Origin of the sequence: Kribbella sp. NBC_00709, from assembly GCF_036226565.1 — a bacterium.
Taxonomy (GTDB): domain Bacteria; phylum Actinomycetota; class Actinomycetes; order Propionibacteriales; family Kribbellaceae; genus Kribbella.
Window position 1 is genome coordinate 5,674,060 of sequence record NZ_CP108996.1, and the last position, 18,009, is coordinate 5,692,068.

The 18,009-nt window shown below is 68.4% G+C and carries 17 protein-coding genes; 11 read left to right on the top strand and 6 right to left on the bottom strand.

Features of this window, described 5'->3' with window-relative positions:
- Positions 1-19 precede the first annotated feature (19 nt).
- Entirely contained in the window at positions 20-997 is a 978-nt protein-coding gene (locus OHA18_RS28000) for an AraC family transcriptional regulator (protein WP_328998294.1), read from the top strand.
- On the opposite strand, the gene OHA18_RS28005 is transcribed toward OHA18_RS28000, so the two are convergent.
- Genes OHA18_RS28005 through OHA18_RS28020 form a run of 4 tightly spaced genes read right to left on the bottom strand, consistent with a single transcriptional unit; the run spans position 987 to position 3,248 of the window.
- Positions 987-1,409, bottom strand: coding sequence for a PPOX class F420-dependent oxidoreductase (locus tag OHA18_RS28005; RefSeq protein ID WP_328998295.1), 423 nt, complete (start codon positions 1,407-1,409; stop codon positions 987-989). The genes OHA18_RS28000 and OHA18_RS28005 overlap by 11 nt on opposite strands.
- Positions 1,406-1,783 carry a VOC family protein gene (locus OHA18_RS28010; RefSeq protein WP_328998296.1) on the bottom strand — a complete coding sequence of 126 codons (378 nt, stop codon included), beginning with the start codon at positions 1,781-1,783 and terminating at the stop codon, positions 1,406-1,408. Before OHA18_RS28010 ends, OHA18_RS28005 begins: the two co-directional genes overlap by 4 nt.
- An 18-nt stretch (positions 1,784-1,801) precedes the next feature.
- Positions 1,802-2,461, bottom strand: coding sequence for an alpha/beta fold hydrolase (locus OHA18_RS28015; protein WP_328998297.1), 660 nt, complete (start codon positions 2,459-2,461; stop codon positions 1,802-1,804).
- 13 nt (positions 2,462-2,474) lie between these two features.
- Positions 2,475-3,248: an EamA family transporter gene (locus OHA18_RS28020; RefSeq protein WP_328998298.1), complete on the bottom strand. Its 774-nt coding sequence runs from the start codon at positions 3,246-3,248 to the stop codon at positions 2,475-2,477.
- A gap of 114 nt (positions 3,249-3,362) precedes the next feature.
- On the opposite strand from OHA18_RS28020, the gene OHA18_RS28025 reads away from it, so the two are divergent.
- Positions 3,363-4,676 (top strand): DUF1800 domain-containing protein, encoded by a 1,314-nt coding sequence (locus OHA18_RS28025; protein ID WP_328998299.1) that lies wholly within the window; start codon positions 3,363-3,365, stop codon positions 4,674-4,676.
- An 11-nt stretch (positions 4,677-4,687) separates the two neighbouring features.
- Positions 4,688-5,938 carry a DUF1501 domain-containing protein gene (locus OHA18_RS28030; RefSeq protein ID WP_328998300.1) on the top strand — a complete coding sequence of 417 codons (1,251 nt, stop codon included), beginning with the start codon at positions 4,688-4,690 and terminating at the stop codon, positions 5,936-5,938.
- 94 nt (positions 5,939-6,032) lie between these two features.
- Here OHA18_RS28030 and OHA18_RS28035 read toward each other — a convergent pair whose 3' ends face one another.
- On the bottom strand, positions 6,033-7,319 hold the full coding sequence (locus OHA18_RS28035; RefSeq protein ID WP_328998301.1) for a HAMP domain-containing sensor histidine kinase: 1,287 nt from the start codon (positions 7,317-7,319) through the stop codon (positions 6,033-6,035).
- Positions 7,316-7,978, bottom strand: coding sequence for a response regulator transcription factor (locus OHA18_RS28040; protein WP_328998302.1), 663 nt, complete (start codon positions 7,976-7,978; stop codon positions 7,316-7,318). Before OHA18_RS28040 ends, OHA18_RS28035 begins: the two co-directional genes overlap by 4 nt.
- Positions 7,979-8,310: 332 nt before the next feature.
- On the opposite strand from OHA18_RS28040, the gene leuA reads away from it, so the two are divergent.
- The 8 genes from leuA to OHA18_RS28080 all read left to right on the top strand — a co-directional run bounded on the left by leuA (position 8,311) and on the right by OHA18_RS28080 (position 18,008).
- The gene (gene leuA / locus OHA18_RS28045; RefSeq protein ID WP_329006169.1) at positions 8,311-9,984 is read left to right on the top strand and encodes a 2-isopropylmalate synthase; all 1,674 of its coding nucleotides are present in this window, start codon (positions 8,311-8,313) and stop codon (positions 9,982-9,984) included.
- A 370-nt stretch (positions 9,985-10,354) separates the two neighbouring features.
- A complete protein-coding gene (locus tag OHA18_RS28050; protein WP_328998303.1) occupies positions 10,355-11,326 on the top strand; it encodes an ABC transporter permease in 972 nt (323 codons plus the stop codon).
- Between the two features lie 4 nt (positions 11,327-11,330).
- A complete protein-coding gene (locus tag OHA18_RS28055) occupies positions 11,331-12,227 on the top strand; it encodes an ABC transporter permease (protein WP_328998304.1) in 897 nt (298 codons plus the stop codon).
- 5 nt (positions 12,228-12,232) lie between these two features.
- Complete coding sequence (locus OHA18_RS28060; RefSeq protein ID WP_328998305.1) at positions 12,233-13,315, top strand: ABC transporter ATP-binding protein; 1,083 nt, start codon at positions 12,233-12,235, stop codon at positions 13,313-13,315.
- Positions 13,312-14,379: an ABC transporter ATP-binding protein gene (locus OHA18_RS28065; RefSeq protein WP_328998306.1), complete on the top strand. Its 1,068-nt coding sequence runs from the start codon at positions 13,312-13,314 to the stop codon at positions 14,377-14,379. Before OHA18_RS28060 ends, OHA18_RS28065 begins: the two co-directional genes overlap by 4 nt.
- The gene (locus OHA18_RS28070) at positions 14,379-14,582 is read left to right on the top strand and encodes a hypothetical protein (protein ID WP_328998307.1); all 204 of its coding nucleotides are present in this window, start codon (positions 14,379-14,381) and stop codon (positions 14,580-14,582) included. The genes OHA18_RS28065 and OHA18_RS28070 overlap by 1 nt, the downstream gene beginning before the upstream one ends.
- A gap of 64 nt (positions 14,583-14,646) precedes the next feature.
- Complete coding sequence (locus OHA18_RS28075) at positions 14,647-16,506, top strand: ABC transporter substrate-binding protein (RefSeq protein ID WP_328998308.1); 1,860 nt, start codon at positions 14,647-14,649, stop codon at positions 16,504-16,506.
- Positions 16,507-16,547: 41 nt separating this feature from the next.
- Positions 16,548-18,008 (top strand): GNAT family N-acetyltransferase, encoded by a 1,461-nt coding sequence (locus OHA18_RS28080; protein ID WP_328998309.1) that lies wholly within the window; start codon positions 16,548-16,550, stop codon positions 18,006-18,008.
- Position 18,009: the final 1 nt, after the last annotated feature.

Below are 18,009 nucleotides of genomic sequence, written 5' to 3' on the forward strand. Positions count from 1 at the left end.
CTTGCGCGATAGTACGGATATGGCCGATCCGCTCACCGACACCCTCGCACTGACCGAGGCGCGCTGCCACGTCTCCCGCGGGTTCGAGGCGATCGGCGAGTGGGCGCTGCGCTACCCGGCGACGAACCGGCTCAAGTTCACCGCCGCGGTCGAGGGCACGTGCTGGATCGACTTCGACGACGAGCTGACGGCCGGCCGGATCGAGCTGGCGCCGGGGGACATCGTGCTGTTCGACGGGCGGCACGAGTTCGTGAAGGGCAACTCCGACGCCGTACCGGTCGAGGACGCGGTCGCCGCGTTCGGTGCTACCGACGGCCCGATCGCGCGCTTCGGCAGCGGCGCCATCACCGGCGTAGGGCCGCGGGTCGTCGGCGTCGGCGGCCATGTCGCCCTGAACCGCACCGGCGACGAGTTGCTGATGCGCGCCCTGCCGCCGGTGATCCATCTCCGTGCAAGCGACGAGCGGGCCGCGACCTTCCAATGGCTGCTGCACCGGTTGTTGCGCGAGGCATCGACCTCGGAGCCCGGCGCGAGCCTGGCCGCCGGCGACGTCGCGCACCTGCTGTTCCTGGAGGCCTTGCGGGCCTGCCTCGCCGAGGGCGGCGCGCTCCCGGTCGGCTGGCTCCGCGCGATCGCCGACGAGCGCATCGCCCCGGCCCTTCGCCTGATGCACGAGCAGCCCGGCCGGGCGTGGCAGCTCGAGGAACTCGCCCGAGCCGCCGCGATGTCCCGTACGACGTTCGCCGAGCGCTTCCGCGCCGTCGCGGGCGTCCCACCCCTTACCTACTTGCTGAACTGGCGGATGCGCCTCGCCGAGCGAGCTCTGCGCGACGGTGACGAGCCGCTGTCCGCCCTCGCGCATTCGCTCGGCTACACGTCCGACAGTGCGTTCAGCAACGCGTTCAAACGCGTCAACGGCATCGCGCCGCGCCGCTTCCGCGAGGCGGCGCGAGCGACTCGGGTGGCTCTGGAAGCGGACGAAGCCGCTACGGCTTAGGCATCCCGTACGCGTGCTCGACCGCCATCGAGAACATCAGCCGCTGGTCCTCGACCATGACGGCGCGGTACTCGTCCCAGTCGGGGTGCTCGCCCGATGCGATGCGGTAGTAGTCCACCAGATCCTCGACGACCGCGTCGTGCGGATCGGCCGCGACCGGGCTGAGCTCGGCCTTGCCTTCCAGCACGACGTACGAGCGGCCGCGCGGACCGTCGACGTACAGGCTGGCGCGTGGGTCGCGGCGCAGGTTCCTGGTCTTGGCGCGGCCGTCGGTGAGCGAGACGCGGACCCGGGTGCCGTCGAAGACGTACGTGACGTTGGACAGCTGGGGCCGCCCGTCGCGCTTGATCGTGACCAGCACGCCGAGTCCGTGCGTGCCGATCCGGTCGAGAAGCGAGTCCGCCCGGCTCATCGGTTGCTCCAGGAACGCGTGCACAGAACCAACCGGTACGAATCCGGATCCATGATCGTCACACCCCAAGTGTCCCAGTACGGGTTGCGCGACGGTACGACGGTTCCGCCGGCCGTCACTAGTCGCTCGACGAGGTCGTCCGGCACCGGGCCGTCGAGGTAGATCACCAGCAGATCCTCCTCGGTGGGTTGCGGTCGCATGGTCGGATCGTCGACGAGCTCCAAGTGCCATTCGGCGTCGGGCCACCCCACCATCAGCAGGTGATGGTGCTCGTCGGCCTTCCGGTAGAGCACGCTCAGCCCCAGCCCGTCGACGTAGAAACGCTCGATCGCCGCGAGGTCGGTGCTCGGCCGGGCGATCCTCATCTGAGTCATGTCGAGAACGCTAAATGCTCAAGCGCCCTTGAAGGCAAGGAAGCCACGTACGACGTCCAGCCAGCGGTCCGGGGCCTTGCTGTGGATCCGGTGGCCGGCCTCGATCGTCGTAACTGTTGCTGTCGGCATCGTTTTCGCGACCAGGCCGAACCGGGTCTGGTCGAGATGGCTCTGCGGCCCGCCCGCGAGCAGCAATGTCGGCGCTTGGACCGCGCTCAACCCGGCCCACCACGCCGGCTGCGGTCGTCGAAGATCCGCGATGACATCGCGCAGCAACCACGGATCGCAGCGCCGCCGACTCAGCCAACCAGCGGCCAGCAACCCCAGCGTCGGAATGGCTCGCACCCCCGGGTCGCCGTCCTGGGCATCGCGCGGCGGGACCGGCAGCTCCTCGAGCACCAACCGCTCGACCTTCGCCGGCTCCGCCGCCGCGACGGCACTCGCGACGAACGCCCCGAGCGAGTTCCCGACGAACGTCACCCGATCCAGGCCGTCCAGTTCGTCGAGCACCTGATCGCGGAAGTCGTCGAGCCGGTACGGACGCCGCCGCGGAGCACTCCCATGTCCCAGCAAGGTCGGACGGTGCACGCGGTACCCCAGCTCCTCGAACGCGGGCACGAAGCGATCCCACGTCGCCGGTCCGCTCGTACCGGCATGCAAACACACCAGGTCCTTCACCAGCACTCCTCTCTCAAACACTCACCAGCAGGACACCTGCCACGATCAGGGCCAGCCCGCCGACCCGGGGTCGCTCGCGGAGAACGGCGGCGCCGAACACCGCGCCGACGACGACGTTCAACGTCCGCCCGATCGCCACCGTCCCGACCGAGGCGAACGACAGCGCCAGCAGCACCAACCCGTAGCTGGCCGGCATCAAGACAGCGATCGGCAGCGCTTGCCGCCAGTTCGCCAAAGCACCTCGGCGGGCCATAGGCGCCAGCGCGACAACCTGCGCCACGTTGGCCACTGCCAGATAGGTCCAGAGGTCAACGTGCAAAGAGCGGACAGCGAACCCGTCCCACATCGTGTACGCCGCTGTGCACATCGCCACCGCCAACCCCAGAACCACACCGCGGGCCGGAGCGCGCGAGTGCGGCCGCTCCATGAGTAGCACGCCGACCAGCACCAGTGCCGCACCGCCGTACACGTGCGGCCCGCTCAGGCTGGCGATGGCCACGAGTGCGGGCGCAGTGCCGCGACTCACCGAATAGACAGTGGAGAACGCCGCAGCGCCGTACGCCTTCTGCAGCGTGACGGCGTACGTCGTGTGCAAGGCCATGCTGACCAACCCGGCCCACCAAGCCGTCGCGAGCGATCCGCGCAGGAGCAGCACGAGCGAGATCGGCAGTGTCAGCAGCCCGCACAGCCAGACGAACGCGGGACCGCCCAAGCCGCTCTTCTTCAGCAGCAGGTTCCAGGTCGCGTGGCAGGACGCGGATGCCGTCAGCAGGCCCAGAGCGATCACGTAGACAGTGTCTACAGGATCGCTATAGACGCTGTCTACTCGGTACCTGTGGATCGGCTGAAGAAAGCCCCCGGATCCTGGTCCGGCGGTCGTGGACTGGAAACCATCGGGGACATGACCGAGATCAGCGAGCGGGCCGTGGTGCGGCGGCTGAACGATCGGTTCGGGTTCGGGCCGGCGCCGGGAGACCTCGACGCCGGGGCCGACGCGACCGTCCGGCGAGTGCTGGGCCCGGCATCGGATGCTGCCGCGGCCGCAGTACGACCGCCGACGGGCCTGGAGCCGCCCGAGGGCGTGCAGAAGCCGGAAGGGGCGAAGAAGCAGGGCGGTGCGAAGACGCCGCAGGACAAGGACGCGAAGAAGGCCGCCAACAAGCAGCGGGCCGCGCAGGAGCGGAAGCTGACGATCTGGTGGCTGGATCGGATGGTCGTCAGCCGGACCGCAGGGGAGCGGCTGACCTGGTTCTGGCACGGGCACTTCGCCACCAGCAACCAGAAGGTCCGGAACGCGGCCTGGATGCTGGCGCAGAACCAGACCCAGCGCACCCTCGCCCTCGGCCGGTTCGGCGACCTGGCCCGGGCGATGGTCGTGGACACCGCGATGATCCGCTGGCTGGACGGGCAGAAGAATCGCAAGGGATCGCCGAACGAGAACCTGGCCCGCGAGTTCATGGAGCTGTTCACGCTCGGCATCGGCCACTACCAGGAGGCCGACGTCGCCCAGGCTGCGCGCTGTCTCACCGGATGGGTGCTGCGCAAGGACGTCGCGACCTTCCAGCGGCGGCGGTTCGACTCCGGCACGAAGACGCTGCTCGGCAAGACCGGCGACTTCGATGCCAAGGGGTTCGCGGGTCTCGCGCTCGCGCAGCCCGCCTCGGCCGGGTTCGTGATCGGGCGGTTGTGGTTCCGGCTGGTGTCGGCGACACCGCCCGATGCCGCCACGGTCGCCCGGCTGAGTTCGGCGTACGGCGTCAACCGTGAGGTGAAGTCGTTGCTGATGGCAATGGCTGCCGAGCCGGCGTTCAAGGACCCGGCGTCGAGTCTGGTGAAGGAACCGGTCGAGTGGGCGGTCGGGTTGCTGCGGGCGCTGCGGCTCCAGCCGTCGAAGCTGGAGGAGAAGGAGCAGACCAAGCTGCTGGCCGGCCTGCGCGGCATGGGGCAGTTGCCGTTCCGCCCACTGAGCGTCGGCGGCTGGCCGGCCGGCGCGAGCTGGCTGACGACGTCGGCCGGTGTGACCCGGCTGCAGCTCGCGCAACAGCTGGCGAGGAAGGCCGATCTGTCAGGCGTCAAGAACGCAGAAGACGTTGCCGCACTCCTCGGCGTCGACGGCTGGTCCGAGCGGACCAAGAGCGCGCTGGCCGGTGTGAAGGACCCTGCGCAGCTGACCGCGGTCGCGGCCTGCGCACCCGAGTACGTCGTGAGCGGATGAGTGGAGGACCGATGGACAACCTGACGAGACGGCGGTTCCTGACGCTCAGTGGGGTGACGGCGGCCGGCGCGCTGGCCGCCGGGGCGACGCAGGTGAACTGGTCCGACCTGATGGCCGCGGCTGTCGACGATCCGTTGCCGAGCGACCAGTCGGTGCTCGTCGTCATCACCTTGTACGGCGGGAACGACGGGCTGAACACGGTCGTCCCGGCGGCGGACCCGGCGTACCAGAAGGCGCGGCCGGATCTGGCGTACCAGCAGAACGAGGTGCTCGACCTCGGCGACGGGCTCGGGCTGAACCCTGGGATGAAGGGCCTGAAGGGCCTGTGGGACGACAAGCGGCTGGCGATCGTGCGCGGGGTCGGGTACCCGGAGCCGGATCGCAGTCACTTCCGGTCGATGGCGATCTGGCAGACGGCGTCGCCGAAGTCGCCGATCCCGACCGGCTGGCTCGGGCGCTGGCTCGACGCGACCGGCGCCGACCCGCTGCGTGCCGTCTCGGTCGAGTCGACCCTGCCGCCACTCCTGGCCGGCGAAACCACGGCGGCTGCCTCGCTCCCGTTGCGCGGACTGTCGCTGCTGGACGGTGCTTTGGGTACGGCGTACGCCGCCCTGGGTAAGCCGAGCCCGGGGGAGGGCCACTGGCAGGCGCGCGCAGCCAAGTCCGTGTTGGACCTCCAGAACGCGACGCAGGTGCTGGGCAAGGCGGTCAAGAGCGGGCATGAGCAGGAGGACGAGGACGACGAGGAACGCACGAAGGGCGCATCCGCCGGCGGTACGTCGCAACTCGGTGCGCAGCTCGAACTGATCGCCGGGCTGATCGAGGCCGGTGTGCCGACGCGGGCGTACTCGGCTTCGCTGGGCGGATTCGACACGCACGCGGATGAGCGCGGTACGCAGCAGCGGCTGCTGACCGAGCTGGACGGCGCGCTGACGCCGTTCGCGCAGCGGCTGCAGAAGACCGACCGCGGGAAAAACGCGGTCGTGCTGGTGTACTCCGAGTTCGGCCGCCGGGTCCAGGCCAACGGCAGCGACGGCACCGACCACGGCACCGCCGGGCCGGTCTTCCTTCTCGGCGAGAAGGTCTCGGGCGGTTTCTACGGCAACCAACCCAGCCTCACCGACCTCTCCAACGGAGACCTCAAAGCCGGCACCGACTTCCGCGACGTCTACGCCACCGTCCTCCAGCACGTCCTCGGCGCAGACCCAGCCCAGATCCTCGCCGGCCATCAGACCACCATCGACGGCCTGCTGCGGGCGTGATGTACCGAAGGACGGGTAGTGGTGCTCGGGATCGGCCGACAGGCGGCTCCCCTGGAGCGTGGCCGAGGCCCGCCGAGTCGACTACTACCCGTTCTTAGGTACGTAGCCGGAGGTGAAAGGCGGCGCCGGGCTTGCCGTCGGCGCGGTCTCCGACTGTCAGGTCGCCGCCGTGGGTTCGGGCTACGCCGCGGGCTATGGCGAGGCCGAGGCCGGCGCCTTTGCTGTGGGGGCCGTGGACGAGGCGCTCGAAGATCCGTTCACGGGCGGGCGGCGGGACTCCGGGGCCGTCGTCCTCGAGCAGTACGCCGGTGCCGTCGACGCTGATCCGGACCGTACGGGCGCCTGCCTGGCGGGCGTTGTCCACCAGGTTGGCGACGACCTGGGTCAGCCGCTCGGGGTCCGCCGTGACGGTCGCCGCGCCGGTGACTTCGACGTCCAGTTCGGGAGCGACCAGCCGGATCCGGGCAGCCTGCGCGTCGGCGAGATGGCGAAGGTCGACCTGGGTCAGGTGCAGCTGCAGGCCCGCGTCGATGCGGCTCAGCTCCAGGAGATCGGAGACGAGAGTGCCGGCCCGTCGCGATTCGCGGACCAGCAACAGCTCGAGCTCCTCGCGCTGTCGGGCAGTGGCGTCAGGGCCCAGCTGGATCAGCGTTTCCGCGGCAGTCTGCAGACCGGCTACCGGAGTGCGCAGTTCGTGCGCCGCATCCGCGACGAACTCTCGCATCCGATCCTCAGATCGCTGTGCGGTACCTTCCGCGCCTTCGAGAGCGTCGAGCATCTCGTCGAAGGCGGCTGCCGTACGGCCGAGCTCGGTGTCGGCGCGCTCCGGCTGCAACCGCCCACCCCGCCGCCCGGCCGCGATCGAACGCGCCAGCCCGGTCATCGCGTCCAGCGGCGCCAGCGCGAACCGCATCCCGATCACCAACGCGAGCGCGGTGATCAGGATCGCGGCGGCACCGGAGATCAACAGCACCGTGCGCAGCCGTGAGCTGGCGTCGGCGAGCAAGCTGGTGTCGGCGGACAGCATCAGCGTCGCGCCCTTCGTCTGCTGCCCGGCCGACAGCGTCGCCTTCACCTGCCGTACGGTCCCGCCCGCGTCGATCGGTGGTGCACCCAGCTGCCGCCCGTTCCGCAGGATCAGCGTCACCCGGACCCCGTCCGCGTCGACCCGGCGTACCAAGTTGCCTGGCGCAACGTTCTGCCTGGCGAGTTGCTGAGCGAGCTGTGCCCGTCCGGTGAGCAGCGAGTCGAGGCTGCGTTCGGCCTGCGCGTCGAACACCGCCTTCACCGTCAGCCCGGTAATCGGCAGCACCACGAGCAGTACGGCGATCGCCGTCACCGTCACCCGTACCCGCAACGACCCCGTCCGCAGACCTCTCATGACCGCAGCACGTACCCGGATCCGCGGACGGTGTGCAGCAGCCGCGGACCATGTGCCTCCAGTTTGCGCCGGAGTCCGCTGACGTAGACCTCGACCAGGTTGTCCGCGTAGTCGTCGTACCCCCAGACCGCGGTCAGCAGTTGCGTCTTGCCGACCACCTTCCCGTCGCGGCCGGCCAGGAAGGTCAGCAGCTTGAACTCGGTCGCGGTCAACTCGATCGGCGCCCCGGCCCGGCGCACCGCGCGTGCCTCGACGTCCACCTCGAGATCGCCGACGGTGAGGACGGTCCGCAGCCGCCCCATCCGCCGCAGTACGGCCTCCACCCTGGCGATCAGCTCGGCCAGCACGAACGGCTTCACCACGTAGTCGTCCGCGCCGGTCCGCAGCCCGTGCAGCCGATCGCCGACGGCGTCCCGCGCGGTCAGCAGGATCACGCCCGCGTTCGACGTCTCCCGCGTGATCGTCAGCAGCTCGAACCCGTCCCGCCCGGGCAGCATCACATCGAGCAGCACCAGATCCGGCCGGTACTCCGCCAGGTCCCGCTCGAGGCCCTCGCCGTCCGGCCGGGTGCGCACGGTGTGCCCCGCCTCGGTCAGCGCGATGCCGACGGCGGTCCGGATCGGCTCCGCGTCCTCCACCACCAGCACCCGCGCGGTCATCCGGCCATCCTTGCACCGCCCGCCGGTCGCTCCACGAGCAACGGACAGAATCCTCAGCGCATCCTCAGCGAGCGCCCCGTCACTCTTCGTGTCTCGCGCGTCGAGACCCCGGGTTCGACGGGCCGGGGGAGTTGTGCATAGAGTGGCTGTCACCATGCGGCACCAGCTTCTCCTCCTTCGCTGCCGCGGCGAGGCCTGACAAGGCCGGTTCCCTCGCCGCGGAGTTCTGTCGTACGCCGGTCGTCCAGCGACCCTGTGCAGTACACAGCTTCTCGAGGAGAACCCCCGTGGCACCGAAGAACCAGCCCAAGCCCGTCCAGCAGCCGTCCGGTATGCCGACCCATCGCTACCGTGCGTTCCCGCCGATCGAGCTGCCCGACCGCACCTGGCCGGCCAAGTCCGTCGACCACACCCCGCGCTGGCTGTCCACCGACCTCCGCGACGGCAACCAGGCCCTGGTCGAGCCGATGTCGCCGGCCCGCAAGCGGCGGATGTTCGACCTGCTGGTGAAGATGGGCTACAAGGAGATCGAGGTCGGTTTCCCGAGCGCCAGCCAGTACGACTTCGACTTCGTCCGCAGCCTGATCGAGTCCGACGCGATCCCGGACGACGTGACGATCTCGGTGCTGACCCAGGCGCGCGAGGAGCTGATCGAGCGGACCGTGCAGTCGCTGCAGGGCTCGCCGAAGGCGACCATCCACCTGTACAACGCGACCGCGCCGCTGTTCCGCCGGGTGGTGTTCAACGTCGACAAGGCCGAGTGCCGCAACATCGCCGTCCGAGGCACCGAGACCGTGATGAAGTACGCCGACGAGATCCTCGGCGACTGCGAGTTCGGGTACCAGTACAGCCCGGAGATCTTCACCGGCACCGAGCTGGAGTTCGCGCTCGAGGTGTGTGAGGCGGTCAGCGACGTCTGGCAGCCCGCCGAGGGCCGCGAGATCATCCTGAACCTGCCGGCCACCGTCGAGATGTGCACCCCGAACGTGTACGCCGACCAGATCGAGTGGTTCGGCCGGCACCTGACCCGGCGCGAGCACAGCACGATCAGCCTGCACCCGCACAACGACCGCGGTACGGCGGTGGCGGCGACCGAGCTCGCGCTGATGGCCGGCGCGGACCGGGTCGAGGGCTGCCTGTTCGGCCACGGTGAGCGGACCGGCAACGTCGACCTGGTCACGCTGGGGATGAACCTGTTCAGCCAGGGCATCGACCCGCAGATCGACTTCTCCGACATCGACGAGATCCGCCGTACGGTCGAGTACTGCACGCAGATGCGCGTCCCCGAGCGGCAGCCGTACTCCGGCGATCTGGTCTACACCGCCTTCTCGGGCTCGCACCAGGACGCGATCAAGAAGGGCCTGGAGGCGCTCGACAAGCAGGCCGCGGCCGAAGGCAAGCCGGTCAGCGAGATCACCTGGGAGGCGCCGTACCTGCCGATCGACCCGAAGGACGTCGGCCGCAGCTACGAGGCCGTGATCCGGGTCAACTCGCAGTCCGGCAAGGGCGGCGTCGCGTACATGATGAAGTCCGAGCACCGACTCGACCTGCCGCGCCGGCTGCAGATCGAGTTCAGCCGGGTGATCCAGCAGCACACCGACAACGAGGGCGGCGAGGTCGGCCCGCAGCAGATGTGGGACATCTTCGCGGCCGAGTACCTGGCGCCGGGCAAGCTGTCGCTGCTGAGCGTGAACTCGACGTCCGGCGAGGGCCAGGGCGACCAGCTCCGGGTTCAGGTCTATTCCAATGGCGTGCCGCACGAGCTGGTTGGCGAAGGCAACGGTCCGGTGTCGGCCTTCGTGGACGCGCTCAAGCCGCTGAAGTACGACGTACGGGTGCTGGACTACCACGAGCACGCGCTGTCCGCGGGCGGTGACGCGCTCGCCGCGGCGTACGTCGAATGCGAGGTCGGCGACGAGGTTTTCTGGGGTGTCGGACGGGACGCCAACATTCTCACTGCCTCGTTGAAGGCTGTCGTGTCGGCTGTCAACCGCGCCACGCGCTGACTCCGTCACATTCTCCCGGCGAATCGCCCGTCGCTGTTTCAGAGCCGGGCGATTCCGGCACGCCCCGGTACCGTGAGATCACGGTCCGCAACGTTGTCTCAACGTTGCCTCAAGACGTTGACTCGATGACTGGGGTTGCGCACACTGTCGTCACTATGCGCAGATCCTTGCAAGACAGCGTTACTAAGTCGTGCTGTTGAGTGGTCTGCGCCACCGACTTTCCCTGGCAGTCGCGTGGAGGTGAGCAGTGAGCGGTGCGGTCGAGACACCCGCGTCGGAACTGATCGAAGGACCGGTTGTCGAACCGAGACCCTCGGCCGTTCGGCGCTTCTTCAGCGCCTGGCTTGTCCGAAGACTCTTCAAGGCCGTCTTGACCGTCTTCATCGTCACGAGCGGAACGTTCTTCCTGGTCCGGCTGCTGCCGGGTAACCCGGTCGACACGTACATCCAGACCCAGATCGCGCAGACCGGTATCTCGTACGAGGCGGCCGCGGCACAGGCGAAGAACCTCTTCTCCCTGGACCCGAACGCGCCGCTGATCTCGCAGTACGGGACCTACATGCTGAACATGCTGCACGGCGACTTCGGCAACTCGGCGCTCTCGCCGGGCACGACCGTTGCCTCGGTCATCAGGACCTACCTGCCGTGGACGCTGTTCTCCGTCGGCGTGGCCACGGTGCTCGCCTTCGTCATCGGTATCGCGGCGGGCATGCTGATGGCGTACCGCAGGGAGACCTGGGTCGACCATCTGCTCACCTCGATCGGCGCGTTCCTGCACGCGATCCCGAACTACATCCTGGCGATCCTGATCGTCGTCTTCCTCGGGGTGAAACTGCAATGGTTCAACCTCACCGAGGCGCGTGGTTCGTACACACCAGGTGTGCATCCGTCGTTCAGCCTGGCCTTCCTGAACGACATCTTCTACCACGCGATGCTGCCGATCCTCGCCTACACACTGACCACGGTCGGCTCCTGGGCGCTGGTGATGAAGTCCTCGACCGTTGAGACGCTCGGTGAGGACTACGTGACCGTCGCCCGGGCCCGCGGCCTGTCCGACTCCCGGATCAGGAACGGGTACGTCGGGCGCAACGCCGTACTGCCGCTGTTCAGCCAGCTCGCGGTCTCGCTCGGATTCGTCGTCGGCGGGTCGATCTTCGTGGAGAAGATCTTCGGGTACCAGGGCATCGGGTTCAGCCTCTTCAACGCGGTCAACGGCCGCGACTACGCCGTACTGCAGGGGATCTTCCTGGTCGTCACCGTCTCGGTGGTGGTGGCCAACCTGCTCGCCGACATTCTCTACAGCCGGCTGGATCCGCGGATCCGCGTCCAGGGCAAGGGGTGACGAGATGACCGAAGCAACTATCCCCGTCACCTCGATCGGAACCACCGGCGTCTCCCGCTTCGCCGGCATCCTGCGGTCGCTGCGGCGCAGTCCGGCCGGTTTCATCGGCTTCATCATCGTCGCCCTGCTGGTGCTGATCAGCGCGATCGGACCGTTCTTCACCCCGGAAATCGCGCCGAACGTCAAGGAGATCCTGCTCCCGGCCGGATCGCCAGGCCACTTGCTCGGCACCGACAACGAGGGCAAGGACGTCCTGGTCCAGATGATCAGCGGCGGCCGGACGGTGATCTTCGTCGGCTTCGTCGCCGCGGCGATCTCCACCGCGCTGGCCATCGTGCTCGGCTCGCTGGCCGCCTACCTCGGCGGCTGGGTCGACTCGGTCGTCGTGACGCTGGCCGACGTCTTCCTGACCGTCCCGCAGATCGTCCTGCTCGCGGTCCTCGGCGCCTTCTTCAAGCTCGACTCGCCGCTCCTGCTCGCGCTGCTGGTCGGCGGCCTGTCCTGGCCGGTGCTGACCCGGGCCGTCCGGGCCCAGGTGTTCTCGCTGAAGGAACGCGAGTTCGTCGAAGCGGCCCGGCTGCTGGATCTCGGCACGCCCCGGGTGGTGTTCGTCGAGATCCTGCCGAACATGGCCAGCTTTATCCTGATGAACTTCATGATCGGCGTGACGAACGCGATCTACCAGCTCGTCGGTCTCTACCTGCTCGGTCTGGCGCCGCTGACCGGATCGAACTGGGGCATCATGCTCAACCGCGCCTGGATCGCCGGCGCAATCTTCAACGACGACAGTTTGGCCTGGATCCTCAGCCCGATTGTCGCGATCATCCTGCTGCTGCTCGGACTGGTGATGATGACTCGATCCCTCGAAGAGATCCTCAACCCGCGCCTCCGGGACCGGTGAGCCTGGTGACGACTACGACTTCGGGAGCGCCCCGCGCGGTGCGCGGCGGCCAGGGCAAGCCACTGCTGTCGATCCGCGACTTCAAGGTCGAGTACCGGACCGGCTCCGGTGCCACGGTGCAAGCGGTCCGCGGCGTGGACCTCGACCTCTACCCGGGCGAGAGCCTCGCCCTGGTGGGGGAGAGCGGCTGCGGCAAGACCACCTTCGGGCTCGGCCTGCTCCGGCTGCTGCCGCGGCTCGGGCACGCCAGCGGCAAGGTGATCTTCAACCGCGGCGACGGCACCGAGATCGACGTACTGGGGCTGGACGGTCGCGACCTGCGGCAGTTCCGCTGGCGGGACGCCGCGATGGTCTTCCAGGGCGCGATGAACGCCTTCAACCCGGTGCTGAAGATCCGTGCGCACATGCACGACACGATGCGTGCGCACACCAAGGCGAGCAGGCAGGAGATCGAGGACCGGGCCGGCGAGCTGCTCCGGCTGGTGCGGCTGGAGCCGGAGCGGGTGATGGACTGCTATCCGCACGAGCTGTCCGGCGGCATGCGGCAGCGGGTGCTGATCGCGATGAGCCTGCTGCTCGAGCCGGAGGTCCTGATCCTGGACGAGCCGACCACGGCGCTCGACATCCTCACCCAGCGGTCGATCGTCGACGTACTCCACGAGGTGCGCGAGCGGCTCGGCTTCTCGATGATCTTCATCTCCCACGACCTGTCGCTGGCCGCCGAGCTCGCCGACCGGGTCGCCACCATGTACGCCGGGCGCCTGGTCGAGACCGGCGGCGTCCGTGACCTGTTCTACCGCCCGCGGCACCCGTACACGCTCGGCCTGATCAAGGCCGTGCCGCCGATCGTGGGCGACCTGCCGGACCTCGAGTCGATCCCGGGCGGTCCGCCGAGCCTGGCCGCGCTGCCGAAGGGCTGCGCCTTCAACCCGCGGTGCAAGTTCGCCACCGACGAGTGCAAAGAGGACGAACCGGACCTGGTCCCGGTGACCGACGAGGCGGGCAACGCCCACGACGTCGCCTGCATCCACTGGAAGGACGTGCACCTCGACCGCCGGGTGCAGGACGATATGGGGACTGCCTCATGAGCGCGCTGGAGAAGACTCCGGAAACCCCGGAGACCGCGGAGACCGCGAGCCGTACGCCGTTGATGACGCTGGCCGGCGTCAGCCAGGTGTTCGACACCAAGGCGGGCCCGATCCGCGCGGTCGACAATGTCAACCTGTCGGTCAACCCCGGCGAGGTGCTCTGCCTGGTCGGCGAGAGCGGCTCGGGCAAGACCACCGCGGCCCGGATGGCGGCCGGCCTGGCGCGGCCGAGCGACGGTCGGGTCGCGTTCGACGGTAACGACATCTGGTCGATGAACCGCCACGACTTCGGCACCTTCCGGCGCAGCGTGCAGTACGTCCACCAGGACCCGTACGCCTCGCTGAACCCGACCCGGACCATCCAGCAGACCATCACCGCGCCGCTGCTCAAGCACGGTGTTGTCAAGGGCAACAAAGCGGCCGCCGACAAGGCCGCCGAGCTGCTCCGGAAGGTCGACCTGACGCCGCCGGAGAACTTCCTGCCGAAGTACCCGCACCAGCTGTCCGGTGGTCAGCGTCAGCGGGTGGCGGTGGCCCGGGCGCTCACGCTGGACCCGAAGCTCATCATCGCCGACGAGTCGACCTCGATGCTCGACGTGTCGATCCGGATCAGCGTGCTCGCGATGCTCGGCCGCCTGCGCGACGACCTCGGCGTGGGGTTCCTCTTCATCACCCACGACCTGGCGATCGCGAAGTACTTCGGCTGGCACGGCAAGACCGCGGTGATGTACCTCGGCCGGATCGTCGAGTTCGGTCCGACGCCGAAGATCATCAACGCGCCGACGCATCCGTACACCCGGGCGCTGATCGACGCGATCCCCGAACCGGATCCGGACCTGACCAAGACCAAGGGCCGGGAATCGCTGCGCAGCCTGGAGATCCCGAGTCTGGCCCATCTGCCGAGCGGATGCTCGTTCCACCCGCGCTGCCCGTCGTTCGAGGACGGGCTCTGCGACGGCAAGGTTCCACAGCTGGTCGAGATCCGCTCCGGTCAGTCCGCGGCCTGCCACGTGGTGGCCCGCGACGGAGCCGGGGAGGTCCGGCCTGATGAACCGGTGGCCTGATGTCACCACAGATCGGGCGGTTGGCGCTCGGCTGGGCGGCGTTCCTGATCCTGGCGAGCGGAGCCCTGCTGCTCACGCTGTCGCCGGGTACTCCGGAGTTCGTCGTCACCCTGTTCACCTTGTGTTTGGGCCTGCTACTGGGCCTGATCGTCGTCGTCGGGGTCGTCCTGACCCGGCGCCGGGACAAACGCGAGGGCGGTTAGCAGTACCCAAACCAGTAGTGCCTGACGCACACAGTTGTGCGATCAGATCAGAAAGGACGAAGGAATGAGTCCCACCGGCACCAACGATTCCGGCACCAACTCTCCGGGGCCGAGTCCCCGGACGAGCGCGATCTCGCGCCGGCACGTGCTCCAGCTGTTCGGCATCGCCGGTGTCGGCGTGGCCGGCATCGGGTCGCTGGAGGCCTGCTCGCCGAGTTCCCCGAACGCCAGCGGCGACAGCAGCAAGTCGGCCAACAAGGAGTTCCACGGCGCGTACCCGTACCAGCTGCCGCCCAAGGGCCACTTCAACCTGGCCGCCGGCGTCACCGACGGCATCCAGCAGCAGAGCCCCTACCTCGACCTCGTCTACCCCAGCGGCGGCCTGTACTACTGGGCCGACAAGAAGTGGGAATGGATGATGGCCGAGTCCGGCACGCTGGACGAGGCGACCAAGACCTACACGATGAAGCTGCGCTCCGGACTGACCTGGAGCGACGGCAAGCCGGTCACCGCCAAGGACGTCGTGTCGACGTTCAACCTGCACTGGCTGATGCGCCAGCAGTCGTGGACGTTCCTGTCCGACGTCAGCGCCAAGGACGACACCACGGTGACCTTCACCATCGGTACGCCGTCCACGGTGCTCGAGCGCTACATCCTCCGCGCGCCGATCATGCCGGACTCGGTGTACGGCGAGTGGGCGACCAAGGCCGAGACGATGCGCAAGGCCAAGACCAGCCTGGACAGCGCCGAGGGCAAGCAGCTCAACGGCGACTTCCAGAAGTTCCGTCCGGAGAACCCGGTCGTGTCGGGGCCGTTCAACTTCGACGCCAAGAACATGACCAACGCGCAGATGACGCTGGTCAAGAACGACAAGGGCCTGTTCGCCGACAAGATCGGCTTCAGCAAGGTGCTCCTGTACAACGGTGAGACCTCCGACGTCACCCCGGTCGTGCTGAACAAGGACGTCGACTACGCGACCCACGGCTTCGCGGTGGCGACCGAGAAGACCCTCCAGTCCAGCGGCTTCCGGATCCTCCGGCCGCCGGTGTACTCCGGCCCGGCGCTGGTGTTCAACTACACCGCGCACCCGGAGCTGTCCGACCCGAAGGTGCGGCAGGCGATCGCCTACGTCCTCGACCGCAACGAGAACGGCACCGTCGCGCTCGGCGACTCGGGCAAGCCCTGCAAGTACATGGCCGGCTTCTCCGACATCTCCGTGCCGGACTGGATCTCCGACGCGGACCAGAAGAAGCTGAACGCGTACGAGAAGGACCTCGCCAAGGCGACGTCGCTGCTGCAGTCGGCCGGCTGGAAGCAGACCGGCGGCAAGTGGATCCTGCCGAGCGGCAAGCCGGCGGCCTACGACATCAAGTTCCCGACCGAGTTCGCCGACTGGAACCCGGCCGCCACCAACGCGGCCGACCAGCTGAACAAGTTCGGCTTCAACATCACCAAGCGCGGTATCACGTTCACCCAGCTGAACCCCGACGTACTGGCCGGCAAGTTCGACTTCGCCATCCAGACCTGGGGCGCGTCGAACCACCCGCACCCGTACTTCGCGTTCGTGCAGAACCTGTACACGTTCAACTACGTGATCGCGGCGAACTCCGGCGGCAAGGGCATGAACTTCCCGCTGAAGCAGACCACCTCGGCCGGTCCGATCGACCTGCAGTCCGTGGTGGACAAGTCCGCACAGGGATTGAACCTGGACGAGCAGAAGAAGAACATCACCGCCGCGGCGATGGCCTTCAACGAACTGCTGCCGATCATCCCGCTCTGGGAGCGCTACGGTAACAACCCCGCGCTCGAGGGCACCCGGGTGGCGAAGTTCCCGGCCGACGACGACCCGATCCTGAAGAACGCGCCGTACGCGGACAACTTCGTGATCATGTACATGTACCAGGGCAAGGTCGCACCGGTTTAACGACTGGCGCTCTGACCTGATTGTCTGATTGGGTCGGCCGGGTGATCTTGGTTCGCGAGATCGACCCGGCCGACCTGGCCCTGTTCGACGAGTGGTACGACGCCTTCCGGGCCGGCGTGGTCGCCGGCCGGGAGGCTGCGCTGGTGACCGGTCGCGAGACGCTCGGCTACTCGCTGCGCAATCCCAGCCCGCTGAAGCAGCGGATCGCCGTGGCCGCGTTCGAGGACGACCGGGTGCTCGGCGGCATGCTGTTCGAGTACCGGCTGACCGACAACCTCGACACGGTCGAGGTCGAGATCGACGTACCCGCGGAGCACCGGCGGCGCGGGATCGGTTCGGCGCTGTGGCAGTGGGCGGTCACCCGATCGGCCCAGCTCGGGCGGACGATCGTCCAGACCGAGCTCGGCGTACCGTCGGAGCCGTGGCCGGGGGCCGCGTTCGCGGAGCGACTCGGATTCGGCGTGGAGCACGTCGAGGAACACCTCGTCGTACCGCTGCCGTACGACGACCTGCGGCTGGACGAGCTCCGGGAGTCGGCGGGGCGGCTGGATGGATATCGCCTGACCTCGTGGGCGGGGGTGTGCCCGCCGGAGCATCAGCAGGCCTACGCCGACCTGCACACGGCGATGGACCTCGACGTCCCGACCGGTGGCATGACCCGCGAGCTCGTGCCGTGGACGGTCGACAAGCTGGAGGCGAGCGAGGCGCGGATCGACCGCAACTACCTCGCCCTGGTGACGATGGTGCACACCGACGCCGGCGACCCGGCCGGGTACACGTTGATCTACCTGCCGCGGGCCGACGCCGAGCACGCCCAGCAGGACGACACGCTCGTACTGCGGGAGCACCGCGGCCACAACCTCGGCACCCACCTGAAGCTGGCGAACCTCGAGCAGCTGGCCAAACACCGTACGACGCAACGTTTCCTGCACACCTGGACAGCGCTGTCGAACGCCCCGATGCGCAAGGTCAACGCGCGCTTCGGCTTCCGCCGGGTCGAGGAGCACCGCGAACTCGAGCTACGCCTTCCCCGGTTGCGTCCGGCGGCCCGCGCCGTGATCCTCGACCCCGACGACCGCATCCTGCTGGTCCGCTTCGAGTTCGACGACGGCCCGCTGTGGGCGACGCCCGGCGGCGGCCTCGAACCAGGCGAGACCGTGATCGAAGGCCTCCGCCGCGAACTCGTGGAGGAGGTCGGCCTCCAGGACTTCCCCGACCCGCCGCACCTGTGGCACCAGGAACTCGTTGCCGAAGGCCACGCCACCGGCTACGACGGCGTACTCAACGACTACTTCCTCATCCGCACGGCACCGTTCGACCCGTCCGGCACCCTCACCCCCGCAGAACTCCGCGCCGAAAACGTCCACGCCATGCAATGGTGGACCCTGGACGACCTTCGCGCATCCGGCGGACGGTTCGCCCCGCGCGACCTGCCGGCCATGGTCCACCGACTCCTTGAGTCAGGCCCACCGAACACCCCGACCCACCTGACGACCGAATAAC